Source organism: Alsobacter soli, from assembly GCF_003004785.1.
GTDB lineage: Bacteria > Pseudomonadota > Alphaproteobacteria > Rhizobiales > Beijerinckiaceae > Alsobacter > Alsobacter soli.
This window is the reverse complement of sequence record NZ_PVZS01000010.1, coordinates 172,928-189,435: the sequence shown is the minus strand read 5'-3', so window position 1 is coordinate 189,435 and position 16,508 is coordinate 172,928. Positions and strand designations below refer to the sequence as shown.

Genomic DNA, 16,508 nt, shown 5'->3' with positions numbered 1-16,508 from the left:
TGTGCGCATCGACGTCGGGACGCGTCTGCTCATCCCGGCGAACTCGTCGCGTCGGGGGTGGGCGGCTTGTCCAATCCAAGCTCTTTCAGGGCTTCCCGCGCCTTGGCTCGCCATTGGTCGCCGGTCAGGCCCCAGTCGAAGCGCTCGTACCAGAGACGACCATGGTTCGCCGGTTCGGTGAAGTCGTAGTGGGGAGCCTTGCGGAAGCGCTCCGCCTTCACGGGGAACTGCGCCAGCGTGTCCCGCTGCGTGGCGTGGGCCGCGATCATGCGCTCCTTGCGGGCGGCCTCTTCGGGATCGAGCACCAGCTGCACGGCGACCGCGCCCGGGATCGGATCGAAGTCCTGCGGATCGAAGGCGTCATCCCGTCCCAGGCGATACAGCGGCGCCTCGATCACCTCGATCGCCCGCCCCTGGGTGGCGAGGGCGGCCACCGCCGCATGGACCGCGAAGGCCACGCCGTCGTGGTCTGGATGGCCCCCCTCGTAGACGTGGGTCAGCACCACTTCGGCGTCGCCGAGAGCCGCCACGAGGCGGCGCGAGACATTCGCCAGGGCATGGGCCACGCCCTGGTCCGGGATGTTGAGGAACTCGACCCGAAGGTCGCCCGCGCCTCCGGCCGCCAGCGCCGCCGCCAGTTCCTCGCGGCGGGCCGCCGCATAAGAGGTGGCGTCCTCGAAGCCGTGCGCCTGCGCGTCGCGGAGGTCCCGCGGCGCGCCGTCGGTCACCACGACCAGGCGCAGCCCCTTGAGGCGATGGAGTTGGGCGCCAGCTGCGATCGTCTCATCGTCCGGATGAGCGAACACCGCCACGACGCGGGACGCGTCCACCTCCGGTCGCGCCGCTTCGGCGAGCCGGGCCAGCGTATGCAACCCCGGCGAGGAGCCTGTCGGAATGTCGCTCATCCGGCCATGGCCTTGGCGAGGGGCTTCGGGGCGGACGAGGAGCGTGGCGCGTATCGCCGGATCATCGCCGCGCAGAACTCCGCGAACTCCTCCTTGCGCTGGGGCGGGCTGGTGTGGTGCGGCTCGATCCCCTTGTGCTCCGGCGTGAAGCAGAAGGTCACCGTGACGTTGAAGTCCTGCAGCGCCTCCATCTGGCGGTCGAACCAGTCGAGCGCGTTCGGGCGGTAGTAGTCCGCCCAGGACAGGCCGGTGCGTAGGTAGGTCACGCCCAGGCGCTTCATCCAGGCGACCGCGTCCTCGAGCCGGTGGTCCTCGTAATGGAACCACTGGCACAGGCCCATTTCGGGCGCGTAGTCGCCGAAGACCTCGAGGGCCGGCTTCGGCGTGCCGTCCTCGCGGATGAGGCCCATGTAGAAGTGGCGGTAATAGGAGGAGCCTTCAGCCTCGCGGTGGCGCGTCGTCGCCGGCCAGGCGCTGGGCAGGTCGAACAGGCTATACCAGTGGATGCGCGGAGCCTTGCCGATGAGCAGTTCGGCCGTGCGCTTCAGGCCCCAGGCCTGCACCTCCTCGGCGCCGAAGGTCGAGACTCCCACCTCGGACACCCAGACGGGCAGCTCCGTCACCGCGCGGATCTCGTCGATCTTGGAGGGCCACTCGTCGATTTGCCACAGGTTCCAGTCGAGCGGGAAGCCGTGCACGGCGACCACGTCGACGTTGTCGAGCACACCCTTCCCCGCCATGTTGCGGACCCAGCCCGGGTCGATCGGCGACATCCCGCCGAGCACGCGCGGAACGTCGGGGTTCTCCGCCTTGATCGCCTGGCCGGCCGCGACCGCCATCTCGGCGAACAGCGTCCATTCGGGATCGATGTTGGGATCCCAATGGGACTTGTTGTTCGGCTCGTTCCAGATCATCGCGGCTTCGATCACGCCTGCCTCCCTTTACTTCGCGTGGACGCCGTTCGCCCGGGGCGGGCGGGCCGGGTAGACCGGCGCGGCGTCGGGGTTCTTGTCGGCGACCCGGCACAGATAGACTTCCTGCTCAGGGTGCTCGACGATCGTGAAACCGGAGCTGCGGAGCATCGCCTCCACGCAGGCCGCGTTCGGGGCCCACCAGTTGGTGGGATCCTGCGAATAGCGATGCTCGATGAAGTGCATCTTCGGCCAGGTCGGCTGGTCGAAGATCGCGGTCTCGGTGAACGGGTAGTCGGGCTCGACCGGCTCTGCGGTCTCGCTCCCGCGCTGCATGGATTGGAACAGCATGAGATCGCGGCAGACGTGCTCGCGGATGAGGTCCAGCGCCAGCAGCGGGTGGCGCAGGTGGTAGAGAACGCCCATGAAGATCACGACGTCGAACTTTTCGCCGAGGGCGGCGACGTCGTAGACGGAGAGCTGCCGGAACTCGATGTCCTCGAAGCCCAGCACCTCGGCGGCGAAGCGCGCCTGACGCAGGTAGTCCTCGTCGAAATCGACGCCCAGCACGTGGGCGGCGCCGCGGCGCTTCATCTCCATCGAGTAGAAGCCCGCGTTGCAGCCGATGTCCAGCACGGTCTTGCCCGTAAGGTCCTTCGGGATCGCCGCCTCGAAGCTCTTCCACTTGATGTTGGGGTAGTCGCCCAGGAAGTGCTCGGGCGCCGTTTTCACCCCATGCAGGTCGAGATTGTGGAACCACGGGCCGAGCGCGGCCGCGCGGCTGCGGATCTCCTCGGGGCTCATGCGCGGAGCCGCGGAGCGGGAAAGGGAGACGCTCATGGGCGCAGGCTCCTGTCAGAGGATGGGGATTCCGTGGCCTCGAAGGGGCGTCCGTCGGGCCGTCCAAGTTCGACCCGCACGCCGGCGAGCGGCCGGGCGTCGGCCTGGACCGTCTCGCCGAGCAGGCCGATGGCCGTGCGGTAGCCGTTGAGCGTGCCGACGTCGACATAGCGCTCGCCCGCCTTCACCCCGACGGCCGAGCCGCCTTCGGCCAGCCAGGCGTTGACCAGCGTGCCGATATACTCGTCGCGTCCGTTGCGGGCCTGCCAGAGGTCGCGCAGCTCGGCCAGGATCCGGCCCGGCATCTTGAAAGCGCCCCAGATCCATCGGGAGGTCGCCTGCTGGCTCTTCACCTGGATCTCCCGGACCGAACCGTCGCGATCCATCGCGACCGCGTCGAAGAACTCGGGCCGGTCCACCGGGAACAGCAGAAACGAAAGCTTGTCGTCCGGCAGCTCGGCCAGGGCGTCCGCCGGGAACCAGACGGTGTCCGGCAGGCCGACGATCACGGGTTCGTCGGGCGGCACCAGGGGGGTGGCCCGGAAGATGGCGTCGCACAAGCCGCTGGGCCGGGGCTGAACCACATACGCGATCGTGGCGGGGCCATAGCCGCCGCCGTAATACTCCATGATGTCCGACTTGCCGGGCGAGATCACGAAGCAGATCTTGTCGGCGCCGCCGCGCAGCATGCGCTCGACGAGATACTCGCTGACCGCGCAGGGCCGCTCGGTGTCCCCGTCGAGGCGGCTTCCGACCGGCAGCAACTCTTTCGAGAAGGCCAGCGGCTGGATGCGGCTGCCGCGGCCTGCGGCGGGTACGATGCCCCACATGGTCGCCTCCTTTCAGGCCTGGGCGGCCACGGGTTGACGGGGGGTAGATCGGGCGGCCTCGAGCGCATCCAGAAGGTCATGGGCGCGCTGAGCCGATGTGTGTTCCGCGAGCACCCGCTCGCGAGCGCGGCGGCTCACGGCGGCGATGTCTTCCGGCGAGCGGTCGAGGGCGGCGAGCGCGTCCTCGGTGGAGCGCGCGATCAGGATCTCGCGGCCCGGCTCGAAGAAGTCGCCCAGCCCCTCCCACCAGTCGGACAGGATTGCGCCTCCGCAAGCGGCCGCCTCGAACAGGCGTCCGGAAGGGCACCACCCCATCTCCGCCATGGCCCGGCGGGTGACATTCAGGGTGAGCCGTGACGAGGCGTAGAAGGCGGGATGCTCCGCCGGGGGCAGGTGGCGGACGAAGAAGATGTTGTCCGTCCAGGGAAAATCCTGCGGATACTGCGCTCCGGCGAGAAGGAATCGCTGCCCAGGACGCCGCCGTGCGGGTTCGATGAACAGCGCTTCCAGCGCCGCCTGCCGATCCTCCGCGTAGGTGCCCAGGTAGGAGAGGTCGGATTCGAAGCGCGCCAGCGGAGGTTCGGGGTGGTGTACGTCAGGGTCGACGTGCCCGTAGAGCGGCGCGACCCGGCGCGCGCCCAGGCGCGCCTGGAGCCCGTCCAGCGCCTCGCCACCGGTGTAGCTGAGCACGAGGTCGAAGTCTCGCAACCCGCGTGGGCCGATCGCCTTCACGTCGGCCCCGCCCTCGATGAGGCTGAGCGTCACTGGCGTATCGAGGTCGTAGAACACCGCCATTGGGCGTGGTGCGTCGAGAATGATCGCCGTGGCTTCCACTCCATGCGGGCAGAAGCTCGTCACCATGGCCACGTCCGCGTCCGCCAGCTCCCGGCGGGCCCGGCCGGCGACCTCCGGCCACGCCGCGTAGAGCACGAGCTCGCCGTTCGGCAGGCTGGTGAGGTCGCGGTTGTCGGCGTAATAGGGGGTGTCGTGCTCGAAGAAGATGACCCGATGCCCCTCCGCCGCCAGGGCGCGGATCAGCCCTCGCCAGAGCGTGGCGTGGCCGTTGCCCCAGGACGACGAGACTGTCAGGCCGAAGATCACGATCTTCATGCGGGGGCCTCTTCATTGAGCCGATGGAGGCGGCAGCCCCAGTCGCCGATCAGCAGCGTGGTCACCGAGCCGGGCGCGATCTCGATCCGGCTCCAGGCGTCGGGGCCAAGGCCCAGCCCATAAAGCACGAGCGAGCGCAGAGGCTCCGCATGAGCGACGAGGACCACCCCCGCGCCAGGATGTTTCGCGACGAGGTCCAGGGCGCAGCGCACCACCCGGGCCTGCACCTCGATCGCGTTTTCGCCGTCGGGCGCTCGGGCCAGGCTGCGGTTCTGGTTCCAATGGGTCCACGCCGGGTCTGACGCCAGGTCGTCGAAGCTGCGGCCGGCCCATCGGCCCGCGTCGAACTCGTTCAGGCTCTCGTCGGAGGTCACCGGCACTCCAAGCCGGCGAGCGATGGGCTGGGCCGTCTCCTGCGCCCGCTCCATCGGGCTCGCATGGACCGCAGCCACGTTTTCGCGCGCGAGCCGTTCCGCCGCCCACTCCGCCTGCCGCCTGCCTTCATTGGAAAGATGCACCCCCGGCGTCCGGGCGCTCAGCGCCCGGCTCACCTGGTCGTGCGCGCCGTGGCGAACGAGGAAGAGGGTCGTGGTCACCGCCGCGCCCCCGCTCAGGCCTCGCCGGCCACGAACCGGATCGTGCGGTCGCGCGCCTCGTTGTCGGTGAACTGGATCGGCGGCGACTTCATGAAGTAGCTGGACGGCCCGGTCAGCGGGCCTCCTACGCCGCGATCCAGCGCCAGCTTGGCGCAGCGCACGGCGTCGATGACGATGCCGGCCGAGTTGGGGGAGTCCCATACCTCGAGCTTCAGCTCGCAGTTGAGCGGCACGCCTCCGAAAGTCGTGCCCTCCATGCGGATGTAGCACCACTTGCGGTCCGTTAGCCACGGTACGTGGTCGCTCGGGCCCACATGGACGTTCTCGGGCGACAGCGGCACGTCCAGCTGGCTGGTGACGGCCTGGGTCTTGGAGATCTTCTTCGATTCCAGCCGCTCGCGCTCCAGCATGTTCTGGAAGTCGGCGTTGCCGCCGAAATTGAGCTGGTAGGTGCGGTCGAGGCGTACGCCACGCTCCTTGAAGAGGTTCGTCAGCACGCGGTGAACGATGGTCGCCCCGACCTGGCTCTTGATGTCGTCGCCTACGATCGGCAGCCCGCGCTCTTCGAAGCGCTTGGCCCAGGCCGGGTTGGACGCGATGAACACCGGGATGCAGTTCACGAAGGCGCAGCCGGCCTTCAGCGCCTGCTCGGCGTAGAACTCGGTGGCCTGCTGCGATCCGACAGGCAGGTAGGAGACGAGCACGTCGGTCTTCGATCGCCTCAGGATATCCACGACATCGTCCACGGGCGCGTCCGATTCCGGGATCTCGTCTCGCATGTACTTGCCGACGCCGTCGAAGGTCGGGCCGCGGCTCACGCGCACGCCGGTCGGATCGGGGCGGGCGAAGCGCTCCGTGTTGTTGGGGGATGCGAAGATGGCCTCGCTCACGTCCTTGCCGACTTTCGCGGCGTTGATGTCGAAGGCGGACGCCACCTCGATATCGCCGACGTGGTATCCCCCGAGCTCAACGTTCATGAGGCCCGGCACGGGCTCGTTGGAGTTGGCGTCGCGGTAGTAGGTCAGGCCCTGCACGAAGGACGACGCGCAATTGCCGACGCCCACGATGCCGACGCGCAATGTGTTGCGGCTCATCACGCTTCTCCTTTTGTCAGCGCCCGCCGCGGCGGGCAGGAGCCGTCCAGGTCAGACCCGGGCGGCTTCGGTCATCGCGAAGGCCGGCCGGACCCCCGAGCGCGCCTTGCTGCGCTCGTGTTCGGCCGCAAACCACGCGATCGTCGCCTTGAGGCCTGTGCGCAGGTCCGTGCTCGGAGCCCAGCCGAGGAGCTCCTTGGCGCGGGTGATGTCCGGCCGGCGGCGGCGCGGGTCGTCGACCGGCAGCGGCCGGCGCACCACCGCGGAGGCGGAGCCCGTCATTTCCAGGACAAGCTCGACGAGCTCGCTCACGGTCATCTCATTGGGATTGCCGAGGTTCACCGGGCCAGGCAGCGGGCCGTCATGGCGCATCAGGGCCATCAAGCCTCTGACGAGGTCGTCCACGTAGCAGAAGGAGCGCGTCTGCGAGCCGTCACCATAAACCGTGATGTCCCGGCCGGAGACGGCCTGGGTCACCACGTTCGAGACGACGCGGCCGTCGTCGGCCGCCATGCGGGGCCCGTAGGTGTTGAAAATGCGGGCGACGCGGACGTCCGCGCGGCCTGCCCGGGCGAAGTCGAAGGTCAGCGCCTCGGCGGCGCGCTTGCCCTCGTCATAGCAGGCCCGGGGTCCGATGGAGTTCACGTTGCCCCAGTAGGTCTCGCGCTGGGGATGGGCTTCCGGGTCGCCGTACACCTCGCTGGTGGAAGCCAGCAGGAACCGGGCGCCGGTGCGCTCGCTGAGGCGCAGCAGGTTGCGGCTGCCGAGCACGCTGGTCATCATCGTGTGCTCGGGATCCGCCTGGTAATGGGGCGGCGAGGCCGCGCAGGCGAGATTGTAGACGAAGTCGATCTTGCCTTTTCCGGAGCGCGAGATGCGCTGCGGGATCGGGTCGATGATGTCGGTCTCGATGAGATCGAAACGCGGTTCACGCTCGAGATGGCGAACGTTTTGCTTCCGGCCAGTCAGCAGATTGTCGATGCAGATCACATGCGCGCCGTCGGCGAGGAGGGCGTCGCACAGGTGCGATCCAACAAAACCCGCTCCTCCGGCGACGACGACCAGATGACGCTTACCGTTCTTCATGGTCAGAACCTTTCGCTCATTCGTCAGCCAACGCGGTAGGATTGTAGATGGTTCAAAGATTCTGCTGGAAAATCCGGGATTTGTTGGCTCAAGCTTGGTCCATTGATGGGATCAGCCGGGAGCGCTCGGCGCCAAGGGGAGGACGCCGTTCTCGGACCCGCAATGGGGGCCCGCTCAGGCCTGTGCGACGGCGAGTTCTCGTCCCGGCGGCGATGCGGCCGTCATGGCGTCCAGCAGGTGGCTCTCCAGTTCCTCTGCGCGGCGACGCGCGCTGTGCGAGCGCCGCACCCTTTCCAGGGCGCGGTCGGCCACCGCGCGGCGCCGGGTTTCGGGCCATTCGGTCAGGGCGGCAAGGACGTCTTCGGCCGTGTCCGCGAGCAGGATCTCGCTATCCGGCTCGAAGAGCTGGTCGAGACCTGGCCAAACATCCGAGATGATCGGAGTCGCGCATGCGGCTGCCTCGAACAGCCTCACGCTCGGGCTGAAACCGGCTCGGACCATGTCGGCGCGGGTCACGTTCAGGGTGAAGCGGCTGGCCGCGTAGAAGGCCGGGTGCTCGCTCGGCGGCACGTGGTCCATGCGCTCGACGTTGGCAGGCCAGTCGATGTCGGCCGGATATTGCGGCCCCGCCACCACGAACCGCAGGTGCGACGCGCGGCGGGCTGGTTCGAGCAGCAGGCGCTCGAGCGTCGGCTGCCGGTCCGGGCTGTAGGTCCCCAGATAGGACAGGTCCCAGCGCTTCTCGACTTCCGAGGGCCGATAGGCGTCCATGTCGACCGAGCAGTACAGCGCCCGGGCGGCCGGGGACCCCCAGCGGCGCTCCAGGGTGCGAAGCGTCGGTCCGCCCGTGAAGGAGAGGTACAGGTCGTAGCCGGGGATCAGTTCCGGAGCCAGATATTCGCGGTCTCCCCGCTCCAGCCGGGCCAGCGTCACCGGCGTGTCGATGTCGTAGAAGGCCCGCACGCCGCGCGCGGTGTCCTGGACGAAGCGCCCGACCGCCACGCCGTCCGGCACATAGGAGCCGACCATGACCGCGTCGGCCGCCGCGATCTCGTCCGACCACTCGCCCAGCGCGGCCAGGTCGCGATACAGCGCGAAGCGGCAGAAATCCGGGTTCGGCAAATCGCGGTGGTTCGCATACCAGGGCACGTCCCGCTCCAGGAAAAGCACGTCGTGACCCCGTCCGGCGAACGCCCGGAGCAGAGCGCGGTAGGTGGTGGCATGGCCGTTGCCCCAGCTGGAGGACAGGCTCAGACCCAGGACGACCAGCTTCATGCGGCGCTCCGCTCGCGGATGCGGCCGGCCTCCTCCGCCAGAATGGCGTCGACCTGCTCGCCGCGACGCTCATAGGTGTGCTCGGCCAGAACGCGGCGCAGGGCCGCCTCTCCGATGACCGAGGCGCGCTCGCGGGTGAGCGCCTTCATGTGCTCCGCCACGTCCTGGCCGTCGCGGGCCACCAAAACCTCCTCGTTCGGCTTCAGGAAGAGCTCGATGCCCTCCCAGGCGTCGGTGATGAGGCAGGCGCCGGCGCCGGCCGCCTCGAACACGCGCGTGGCCGGCGAGAAGCCGATCTCGGCCATGCTGTCGCGGGCGATGTTGAGCACCGCCATGGGGGTGCAATTGAAGGCGTTGTGGTCGCGCGTGTAGACGTGGCCGATCCGGTTGACGTTGGCCGACATCGGCTTGTCTTCCCAACCAGCGCCGCCGAGCATGAAGGACTTTCCCGGCATGCGCGACGCTGGCTCCAGGAAGAAGCTCTCGACGCGCTTCTCGCGGTCCGGCAGGCGGTTGCCCAGGAAACTGAGATCGCTGGCGAAACGTGGGCTCGGCTCCACCGGATGGTGCGTCGCGGGATCGAGGGCGTTGTAGATCGGCACGCAGCGCCGCGCCCCGAAGCCTTCGTATGCGGCCACCACGGGCGGGCCGCCCCCATAGGTGAACACGAGGTCCAGGGACTCGAGCGCCTTACGCAGCGGATGCTTCTCGTATCCGCGCATCTCCGCCAGCGTGGCGGGCGCGTCCACGTCCCAGAAGATGCGGATGGCGTCAGGGCGCGAGTGGGCGATCACGCCTTCCAGCAGTTCGTCGTCGAAGACCCCTACGCCGCTTGCCTTCACGACCACGTCCGCGGCGGCGGCCTCCGCCAGCACTCCGCGCAGGGCGTCCTCCGTGGCGTCGTAGACCTTCACCTCCGCCCATTCCGGCGGCTCGATGTCACGATGCTTCTGCCGGTCATAGGCGTCTGGCTCGTAGAAGGTGATCTTGTGCCCGCGCCGCGCCAGGTCGAACAGCATGCCGCGGTAGTAGGTGGCGGCTCCGTTCCAGTAGGACGACAGGAGGCTGGAGCCGTAGAAGGCGATTTTCATGAAGCGGTCTCCAGCCGGACTGAAGCGGTGGAAGGAGCGACGTCCGCGCCAAGGCGGGCGGCGAAGCCAAGCAATTCGTGCATGCGGTGCGCGCATGTGTGCCGGGCCAGGATGGTCGACAGCCCGCGTTCGGCGAACGCCTGCCGCAGGGCGGCGTCGGCCGCCAGCGCCCGGAGGCAGCGGGTCATCTCCGCGCCGTCGCGGGCGACGAGGAAGTCCTTCCCTGGCGTGAACAGGTGCTCGCTGTCCGACCAAGGGGCCGAGACCAGCGGGATGCCGCAGGCCAGGGCCTCGAAGACCCGGATGGTCGGGATGCCGGGCAGCATGTCCACGTAGAAGCGGCGGGGCACATGCACCGTGGCGAGGTGGCGGGCGAACACGGCTGGAGCCGCCGCGTTGGGCAGCCATCCGCGATAGCGCACGTCATAGCGGGCGAGGGTGGCCAGGGCCTCCTCGGGATAGCGCACGCCGTGAATGTCGAGCGGCAGGCCCGACTCCTGCGCCGGGCGGAACAGGAATCGCTCCAGTTCCTCCGTGCGCTCGCCGTCGCCCCAGTTGCCGATCCAGACGAGCCCTTCCCGCTGGGTCTCGACCGCCGGCGGGTGGAACAGGCGCACGTCGGCGGCCTCGTGCCACACGAAGACATGCTGGCCCCAGCCCCAGCTGCGGTAGACTTCGGCGAGGGTTTCGCCAAAGGCGAGCACCCCGTCGTAGCCGTCGAGGTCGAAGGCCCGGATCGCGTTGGGGTCGCTGACCGCCCGGTGGTGCGTGTCATGGAACAACAGCCGGAAGCGGCCGCCGCTTCGGCGAATGCGCCCGGCTTCCGCTACGAGCCACGGCTCGTTCCACTCGTGAACGACGACGAGATCCGCGCCGTCGACCAAGCCCTCCAGATCCGCGTTCGGCGCGTAGGTCGTTGACGAGAGCTCCGGGTACGCGTCCCGATATGCGGCGAGCCCCGCCTCGCCGGCGTCCTTGAGCAGGTTCTCCAGGCTCCAGGATCCGGCCGGCTCGTACACTGCGACCTGGTGGCCCGCATGGACCAACTCGCGGAGGACGCCGCGCAGGAAATGCGCGTTGCCATGGTTCCAGCAGGAGGCGAGCGAATGGGTGAAGTAGACGACCTTCATGCGGCGCGCTCCCGGCGGGTCCGCACGGCAGCGACCTCGCGGTGGACGGCGAGCACGGCCTGCGCCATGCGGTCTGCCGTGTAGGTCCCGGCGCGCTCGCGGGCGGCGGCGCCCAGCGCGCGGCGTCGCTCCTCGTCGGGGACGAGGGCGTTCAGGGCGGCGGCGAGCGCCGCAGGATCACCCGCTGGCGTGAACACGGCGGCCCCGTCCCACAACTCGCGAAAGGTCGGGATGTCCGACAGCACCAAGGAGCAGCCGGCCTGGGCCGCCTCCAGAACGGAGAGGCCGAAGGGTTCGTAGAAAGCGGCCGAGCAGAACACCGGCCGCCGCGCCAGCGCGTGCGCCATCTCGGCCGCCGACAGGCTGCCCAGCGCCACCGCGTCGCTCAACATGGCGCGGGCGCCGTTGGGCCCGATCAACGGGCCGGCGGCCCGCAGGGGATTCGTCATGCGCCCCGCCGCGGCGTCGATCACGGAGGCGCCTTTGGCTTCGTCCCAGAGCCGCCCTGCGGTGAACACGCCCGCGTCGAGCCGGTCGTCGTCTTGCGGAACAACGGCCGCCGCCCGGCCGTTGTGGACGGCGCGAGGGACCCCTTGGAGGCCATAGGCCTCGGCGGTGGCCTGCGCGAAGGCCGCCGTCGGCGCCAGAACGGCGTCCGCCTGGGAGAGGCCGCGCGCAGTGCGGGCCACCCTCCAGGCGAAGTCGTCCGGCAGCGGCTTGTCCCCACGCATGGCGCGATGCCAGGTCGCGAGGCAGGAGTGGTTCACGACCACGACGGGCCGTCCGAAGGCCGCGTCGGCCGCCAAGGCGGGAGCGTGGCAATGGACGGTGTCTACGCCATGCCCTTCCGCAAGCGCAGCGAGCCGAACGGCGGTCGCGGCCAGTTCGGAGTCGCTGTCCGCCGTCCAGTCGAGCGGCAGACCCGTTTCGACGAGTTCAAGGCCGCCGATCGCGGTGGCTGCTTCACGCTGGACCGGATCGGGCGGCGGTCCGAGCACGGCGAGTACGACGCTGACCCCGCGCTCGGCCAGCCCGCGGGCGAGGTCCAGCGCATAGGTCCACACGCCGCCGACCGCGTCGGCGGTGACGAGAATCCGTTGCGGGTTCACGACGCCGCCTCCAGAGGGGCGTTGGCGTTCCGCGGCGCCGTGCGGCCTGCGCGTTCGCCTTCGAGCCAGCGTGCAAGCCGCCCGACCCCGGCGCGCCACGGCGTGGGCTCGCCCAGGCCGAGCGCCTGGCGGGCCCGGCTCGGGTCGGAGACGTAGTAGCGCTGATCGCCTGCCCGCCAATCGGCGTAGCGCGTCTCGACCTTGCGGCCGATCGCCTGCTCGATATGGGCGATCAGCTGCCGGAGGCTGACGGCGTTCTGCGGGCCGCCGCCCAGGTTGAAGGCCTGCCCCGCCACCGCCTCGCTGCGCTTCCAGCACGCCACGTAGGCGTCCACGGCGTCCGAAACATCAAGGATGTCGCGCACCTGCCGGCCATCCCCATAGATGCTGATCGGCTCCCCATCGAGCGCCCGGATCAGGAAGTGGGCCACCCAGCCCTGGTCCTCCGTCCCCATCTGGCGCTGGCCGTAGATGCAGCTCATGCGCAGCACGGCGGTGGGCAGGCCGTAGCTTCGGGCGTAGTCCAGCACGTATTGGTCCGCCGCGCCCTTCGAGCAGCCGTAAGGCGTGTGGAAGTCGAGCGGACGCGCCTCGGAGACGCCGCGCTGGCGCAAGTCGGGGTCAACTGGGCGGTAGGCCTCGTCCTCGATCGCCAGAGCCACGTCGGCGAGGTCGCCATAGACTTTATTCGTGGACGCGAAGACCACTGGGACGCGGCGCCCCTGCTCCCGCAAAGCCTCAAGAACGTTGAGGGTGCCTTCCAGGTTGACCCTGAAATCCTCCCGGGGATCGACCAGGCTCGTCGTCACCGCGACCTGCGCCGCGAAGTGAAAACAGGCCTCCGCCTCCCGGGCCGCGGCGGCAAGGGCGTCGCGGTCGCGAATGTCCGCCCGGATCGCGTGGATGCGGGCGCCGTGCCGCTCCTGAAGCCAGGCGAGGTTGCGCTCGACCCCCGGGCGGGACAGGGCGTCGTACACGATGACGTCGCGTCCCGCCGAAGCGAGGCGGTCGGCAAGATTGGAGCCGATGAAGCCGGCGCCCCCCGTGATGAGGACGGGGCCGCCCGATCCGATGTCCGGATCGCCGCTCATGCGACCAGGCCCCGCTTCTCGAGTTCCTCGCGCGCCTGCGCCACGCGATCGTCCGCGGTCTGCTGGGCGACCCATTCGGACAGTTCGGCCAAGCCCTCGCCGAAGTCCTTGCTCGCCACGAAGCCGAGTTCGTCGCGCGCCTTCGAGATGTCGCAGAAGCAGTGGCGGATGTCGCCGATGCGGGCCTTGCCAACCGTCTCGGGCGTCAACTCCGGCCGGTTCATGGCCTTGGCCAACTCGTCGCCGATCTCCAGGATCGAGCGGTCGTGCCCGCTGCCCACATTGTAGACCTGCCCGACCGCCTCGGGCTTTTCCAGCGCCAGCATGAAGGCCTTGGCGACGTCGCTGACATGGACGAAATCGCGACGCTGGCGCCCATCCTCGAACACCATGGGCCGCTGCCCGTTCAGGATGCGGGAGGCGAAGATCGCCAGCACGCCGGTGTAGGGGTTCGAAAGCGCCTGGCCTGGGCCGTAGACGTTGAACAGCCTGAGCGCCACGCCCTCCATGCCGTAGGCCGGAGCGACAGTGAGGGTCAGGCGCTCCTGGACGTACTTGGTCAGGGCGTACACGGACGCGAGCGACGGCCGCTTCCATTCGGGCGTGGGCAGGGGCGTCAGCGCCCGGCCTTGGGCGTCAAGCGGATCCCACCCCTGGACCTCGGATGTCCGCGGCTTGCGCTCGGCGTCCTCGACCATCCGGCCATCCGCGTCACTGTAGAGCCCCTCGCCGTAGATGCTCATGGACGAAGCCACCACGACACGGCGCACCTGGCGGTCGATCAGCTTCTGGAACAGGACGGCTGTGCCGAAGTCATTGACGCCGACATAACGGTCCACCGCGTACATGCTTTGGCCGACACCGACCTCTGCGGCGAGGTGGATCACGCTGTCGGCGCCCAGCAGGGCGCGCCCGACTGCGGATTCGTCACGGACGTCGCCGACCACCATCTCGATCTCACGGTCGAGGTGATCCGGCTGCCGACCGCCGTGAACCTGGTCGATGAGGCTGTCGAGGACGCGGACTCGATAGCCCCGCTCGACGCAGGCGCGGGCGACGTGGCGGCCGATGAATCCGGCGCCGCCGGTGATCAGGATGCACTCCGACACGGACGGGACCTCAGTTCTTGTCGTTGTTGCGATGGATGAACTTGTTGAAGCGGCTGACCTTGTGGCCGCCGCCGCCCGCCTCGTCCTGGTGCAGGAAGGCGAGGTCGTTCTCGTCGAACGCCTTGAAGAACTCGTCCCAGGAGATTTCCTCGAGGGACTCGTCCTTGTCGCCGAAGTCCAGGCGCAGGATGCCTGGGCCGCCCTTGCCGCCCGAATCCTTCACCCGTGAGGGGCGGCCTCCGCGCTCCTCGGCCCATTTGCGGATCTCGTCGTGATCCGTCGTGACCTTGGCTTCGCTCATGACCACGCTCCGCGACTGAAGATTGTACCCGCGGCAAACGCAGCCTTTGCTGAATTGGTTCCTTGGCGGTGAACGGTTCCGAACGGAGGCGGAACTTCGTGCGGAATTGAACGCCCGACGTGAAGCTCGCGCGCGTCGCCTACGGCTTAGGCGGGGCGGGTTCGCGCTCCCGCTGGCAAGCAGCGACGAAATTCGGCATGCGCCGGCTGATTTCCTGCTCCGAAATGCGGGAATTCGCCCGTTGCGCCGTCCGGATCTTCGCTTCCACGCAGCCGCAAGCCGCTGTGCACACGTTGGTCGCGGCGCCCGATTGCTGGCATGACGCCAGGCATTTGGCGTGGAAGCCGGTCTCCACAGATCGTGACGCCGGATTGGTCACGCTGGCGAGGAGGGCCAGTCCTCCGAAAAAAATCGGCTGGTGGAGGAGGTACAACACGAGGCTGTGGCGACCGCCCCAGGCCAGCGTGCGCGCGGTCGACCCAACCAGTTGCACCCTGGCGAGCGGCTTCTCCCAGCCAATGGCGAGGCCAGCGCGGGCCAGGGCCACGCCCGCCAGCACGAGCCCGAACCAGGGGAACAGCGGCTCGTAATCATTGGTGCGGGGCACGACGTCGCCGAGGCCGAGCCAGAGCAGGGAGGGGCTGTTCAGGGCGGGGAAGCGTATGACGGCCGGAAGGACAACGATCGCAGCCGCCAAGAGGGCTGTCAGCCATGCTGGCGCGCGCAGGAAGGCCAGGGCCAGGACGCTCGCAAGGGCGATGCAGTGCAGGATTCCGAAGAAGATGAACTCGTCTGGCGTGGCGAACCAGGTCGCTGCTGTAATCGCCAGGGCGGCTCCGCCGACGAGCGTGAGCCTTCGCCAGTAGGCGCGCCAGTTCATCCCGCCGCGCGACGCGAGCACCAGGCTAACGCCGACCAGGATCAGGAACGAGCCTGCGATGCAGCGGGCGAACCAGCGCCAGCCCGGATCCTGTCCGGCCTGCAAGCTGATGAATCCGAAGAAGCCCAGGTCCCACGTGAAGTGAAAGACGAACATGGCCAGGAGGGCCACCCCGCGCGCCACGTCGATGACGGGGAGACGGGGTGGTCGCGACTCAGGCGGATCGGAAACGTGCATGCCAGCTTCGCTGCCTTGGACCTTCGTCTCGTTCGTTCGTTATCCACCCCGCTTGTGAGTCACCGCACACAAGCTTAAGAATTAACAATTATCAAAATCGAATTGGATGACCGTCGATGGCACGAACGCGCGTTCTGATAAGCGCCGCCCTTGTAGCAGTCATGGCCGCCGGCGTCTTCCACTTCGGCAGGGCCGATCACGTCAAGACGGAAACCCAGGCCCTGAACGCGCGCCGCTATGCCGCCAGCCGGCTCCCTGTCATCAATGCCCACCTCCAGCAGGCTTCTGCGGGCTATGTGCTATGGGCAGGCGACTCCAATGCGGAGCTGTTCCAGCCGCCGGCGCTGCCTTGCGGACGCGAGGTGGTGAACGCTGGCGTGAGCGGCGCCACGACGGATGTCTACGCCGAAGTGGCGGAGAAACTGGAGAGCGCCCGGGGGCACGCCGCCGTCCTGACGATCGGAACCAACAACCTGCTGAGCAAGAAACGCCCGCTGGACCCCGCGGCGGTGGATCGATTCGAGCGGGACGTAAGCCGGATCATCGACGCGCTTCGGGCAAGGGCGGACACGGTCGTCGTGACCGCGATACCGCCCGTGCAGGACATGGAAGCCGGCGTGGTCAATACCGACGCGGTGCAGGCCTACTCGCAGCGGCTGGAGGCCATTTGCGACCGTGGGCGCTGCGCGTATGAGGATCCGTTTGCGGCGGTGCGAGCCAAGGCGTTCGGCATCGCCAGGCCTGGCGCGAGCGTCGGCATTCACCTCGAGGACTACCGGGCGTCGCTGGAGCCGCTGCTCGAGCGAATCTGCGCCGAATCCCCGAGCGAAGCCTCTGGCCATCGGCCAAGCCCCGGCGGTTCGGGTTGACGAGCCACTGACGAAAAAGGCCCGGCGCGATGGCCGGGCCCCCT

General features: G+C 68.7%; 17 protein-coding genes. 1 reads left to right on the top strand and 16 read right to left on the bottom strand.

Going from position 1 to position 16,508, the window contains the following annotated elements:
* Positions 1-29: 29 nt before the first annotated feature.
* From SLNSH_RS11405 to SLNSH_RS11330, 16 genes are all read right to left on the bottom strand, one after another.
* Complete coding sequence (locus tag SLNSH_RS11405) at positions 30-905, bottom strand: PIG-L deacetylase family protein (protein ID WP_106337112.1); 876 nt, start codon at positions 903-905, stop codon at positions 30-32.
* Complete coding sequence (locus SLNSH_RS11400) at positions 902-1,834, bottom strand: glycoside hydrolase 5 family protein (protein ID WP_106337111.1); 933 nt, start codon at positions 1,832-1,834, stop codon at positions 902-904. Before SLNSH_RS11400 ends, SLNSH_RS11405 begins: the two co-directional genes overlap by 4 nt.
* A 12-nt stretch (positions 1,835-1,846) precedes the next feature.
* Positions 1,847-2,656, bottom strand: coding sequence for a TIGR04290 family methyltransferase (locus SLNSH_RS11395; RefSeq protein WP_196240241.1), 810 nt, complete (start codon positions 2,654-2,656; stop codon positions 1,847-1,849).
* On the bottom strand, positions 2,653-3,486 hold the full coding sequence (locus tag SLNSH_RS11390) for a nucleotidyltransferase family protein (RefSeq protein ID WP_106337110.1): 834 nt from the start codon (positions 3,484-3,486) through the stop codon (positions 2,653-2,655). Before SLNSH_RS11390 ends, SLNSH_RS11395 begins: the two co-directional genes overlap by 4 nt.
* Positions 3,487-3,498: 12 nt before the next feature.
* Positions 3,499-4,596: a CgeB family protein gene (locus SLNSH_RS11385; protein ID WP_106337109.1), complete on the bottom strand. Its 1,098-nt coding sequence runs from the start codon at positions 4,594-4,596 to the stop codon at positions 3,499-3,501.
* Positions 4,593-5,192, bottom strand: a complete 600-nt coding sequence (locus SLNSH_RS11380) for a histidine phosphatase family protein (protein WP_158266744.1) — start codon at positions 5,190-5,192, stop codon at positions 4,593-4,595. The genes SLNSH_RS11385 and SLNSH_RS11380 overlap by 4 nt, the downstream gene beginning before the upstream one ends.
* Positions 5,193-5,206: 14 nt before the next feature.
* Positions 5,207-6,286 (bottom strand): inositol-3-phosphate synthase, encoded by a 1,080-nt coding sequence (locus SLNSH_RS11375; protein ID WP_106337107.1) that lies wholly within the window; start codon positions 6,284-6,286, stop codon positions 5,207-5,209.
* Between the two features lie 51 nt (positions 6,287-6,337).
* Positions 6,338-7,372 carry a UDP-glucuronic acid decarboxylase family protein gene (locus tag SLNSH_RS11370; RefSeq protein ID WP_106337106.1) on the bottom strand — a complete coding sequence of 345 codons (1,035 nt, stop codon included), beginning with the start codon at positions 7,370-7,372 and terminating at the stop codon, positions 6,338-6,340.
* Between the two features lie 174 nt (positions 7,373-7,546).
* Entirely contained in the window at positions 7,547-8,647 is a 1,101-nt protein-coding gene (locus SLNSH_RS11365) for a CgeB family protein (RefSeq protein WP_106337105.1), read from the bottom strand.
* Entirely contained in the window at positions 8,644-9,738 is a 1,095-nt protein-coding gene (locus SLNSH_RS11360) for a CgeB family protein (RefSeq protein ID WP_106337104.1), read from the bottom strand. The genes SLNSH_RS11365 and SLNSH_RS11360 overlap by 4 nt, the downstream gene beginning before the upstream one ends.
* Positions 9,735-10,868, bottom strand: a complete 1,134-nt coding sequence (locus SLNSH_RS11355) for a CgeB family protein (RefSeq protein WP_106337103.1) — start codon at positions 10,866-10,868, stop codon at positions 9,735-9,737. Before SLNSH_RS11355 ends, SLNSH_RS11360 begins: the two co-directional genes overlap by 4 nt.
* Positions 10,865-11,977 carry a glycosyltransferase gene (locus SLNSH_RS11350; protein WP_106337102.1) on the bottom strand — a complete coding sequence of 371 codons (1,113 nt, stop codon included), beginning with the start codon at positions 11,975-11,977 and terminating at the stop codon, positions 10,865-10,867. The genes SLNSH_RS11355 and SLNSH_RS11350 overlap by 4 nt, the downstream gene beginning before the upstream one ends.
* The gene (locus tag SLNSH_RS11345; RefSeq protein ID WP_106337100.1) at positions 11,974-13,068 is read right to left on the bottom strand and encodes an SDR family NAD(P)-dependent oxidoreductase; all 1,095 of its coding nucleotides are present in this window, start codon (positions 13,066-13,068) and stop codon (positions 11,974-11,976) included. The genes SLNSH_RS11350 and SLNSH_RS11345 overlap by 4 nt, the downstream gene beginning before the upstream one ends.
* A complete protein-coding gene (locus tag SLNSH_RS11340; RefSeq protein ID WP_106337098.1) occupies positions 13,065-14,177 on the bottom strand; it encodes an NAD-dependent epimerase/dehydratase family protein in 1,113 nt (370 codons plus the stop codon). Before SLNSH_RS11340 ends, SLNSH_RS11345 begins: the two co-directional genes overlap by 4 nt.
* A gap of 10 nt (positions 14,178-14,187) precedes the next feature.
* A complete protein-coding gene (locus tag SLNSH_RS11335; RefSeq protein WP_106337096.1) occupies positions 14,188-14,478 on the bottom strand; it encodes a hypothetical protein in 291 nt (96 codons plus the stop codon).
* A 139-nt stretch (positions 14,479-14,617) separates the two neighbouring features.
* Positions 14,618-15,595 (bottom strand): heparan-alpha-glucosaminide N-acetyltransferase, encoded by a 978-nt coding sequence (locus tag SLNSH_RS11330; protein WP_106337094.1) that lies wholly within the window; start codon positions 15,593-15,595, stop codon positions 14,618-14,620.
* 161 nt (positions 15,596-15,756) lie between these two features.
* Between SLNSH_RS11330 and SLNSH_RS11325 the strand changes: the two genes are divergently transcribed.
* Positions 15,757-16,464, top strand: a complete 708-nt coding sequence (locus SLNSH_RS11325; RefSeq protein WP_158266743.1) for an SGNH/GDSL hydrolase family protein — start codon at positions 15,757-15,759, stop codon at positions 16,462-16,464.
* Positions 16,465-16,508 lie beyond the last annotated feature (44 nt).

What these genes read in the sequence shown, in the direction of transcription:
- SLNSH_RS11405 (WP_106337112.1), bottom strand. Translation starts at nt 905, where the DNA reads ATGAGCGACATTCCGACAGGCTCCTCGCCGGGGTTGCATACGCTGGCC.
- SLNSH_RS11395 (WP_196240241.1), bottom strand. Translation starts at nt 2,656, where the DNA reads ATGAGCGTCTCCCTTTCCCGCTCCGCGGCTCCGCGCATGAGCCCCGAG.
- SLNSH_RS11390 (WP_106337110.1), bottom strand. Translation starts at nt 3,486, where the DNA reads ATGTGGGGCATCGTACCCGCCGCAGGCCGCGGCAGCCGCATCCAGCCG.
- SLNSH_RS11385 (WP_106337109.1), bottom strand. Translation starts at nt 4,596, where the DNA reads ATGAAGATCGTGATCTTCGGCCTGACAGTCTCGTCGTCCTGGGGCAAC.
- SLNSH_RS11375 (WP_106337107.1), bottom strand. Translation starts at nt 6,286, where the DNA reads ATGAGCCGCAACACATTGCGCGTCGGCATCGTGGGCGTCGGCAATTGC.
- SLNSH_RS11370 (WP_106337106.1), bottom strand. Translation starts at nt 7,372, where the DNA reads ATGAAGAACGGTAAGCGTCATCTGGTCGTCGTCGCCGGAGGAGCGGGT.
- SLNSH_RS11365 (WP_106337105.1), bottom strand. Translation starts at nt 8,647, where the DNA reads ATGAAGCTGGTCGTCCTGGGTCTGAGCCTGTCCTCCAGCTGGGGCAAC.
- SLNSH_RS11360 (WP_106337104.1), bottom strand. Translation starts at nt 9,738, where the DNA reads ATGAAAATCGCCTTCTACGGCTCCAGCCTCCTGTCGTCCTACTGGAAC.
- SLNSH_RS11355 (WP_106337103.1), bottom strand. Translation starts at nt 10,868, where the DNA reads ATGAAGGTCGTCTACTTCACCCATTCGCTCGCCTCCTGCTGGAACCAT.
- SLNSH_RS11345 (WP_106337100.1), bottom strand. Translation starts at nt 13,068, where the DNA reads ATGAGCGGCGATCCGGACATCGGATCGGGCGGCCCCGTCCTCATCACG.
- SLNSH_RS11335 (WP_106337096.1), bottom strand. Translation starts at nt 14,478, where the DNA reads ATGAGCGAAGCCAAGGTCACGACGGATCACGACGAGATCCGCAAATGG.
- SLNSH_RS11330 (WP_106337094.1), bottom strand. Translation starts at nt 15,595, where the DNA reads ATGCACGTTTCCGATCCGCCTGAGTCGCGACCACCCCGTCTCCCCGTC.
- SLNSH_RS11325 (WP_158266743.1), top strand. Translation starts at nt 15,757, where the DNA reads ATGGCCGCCGGCGTCTTCCACTTCGGCAGGGCCGATCACGTCAAGACG.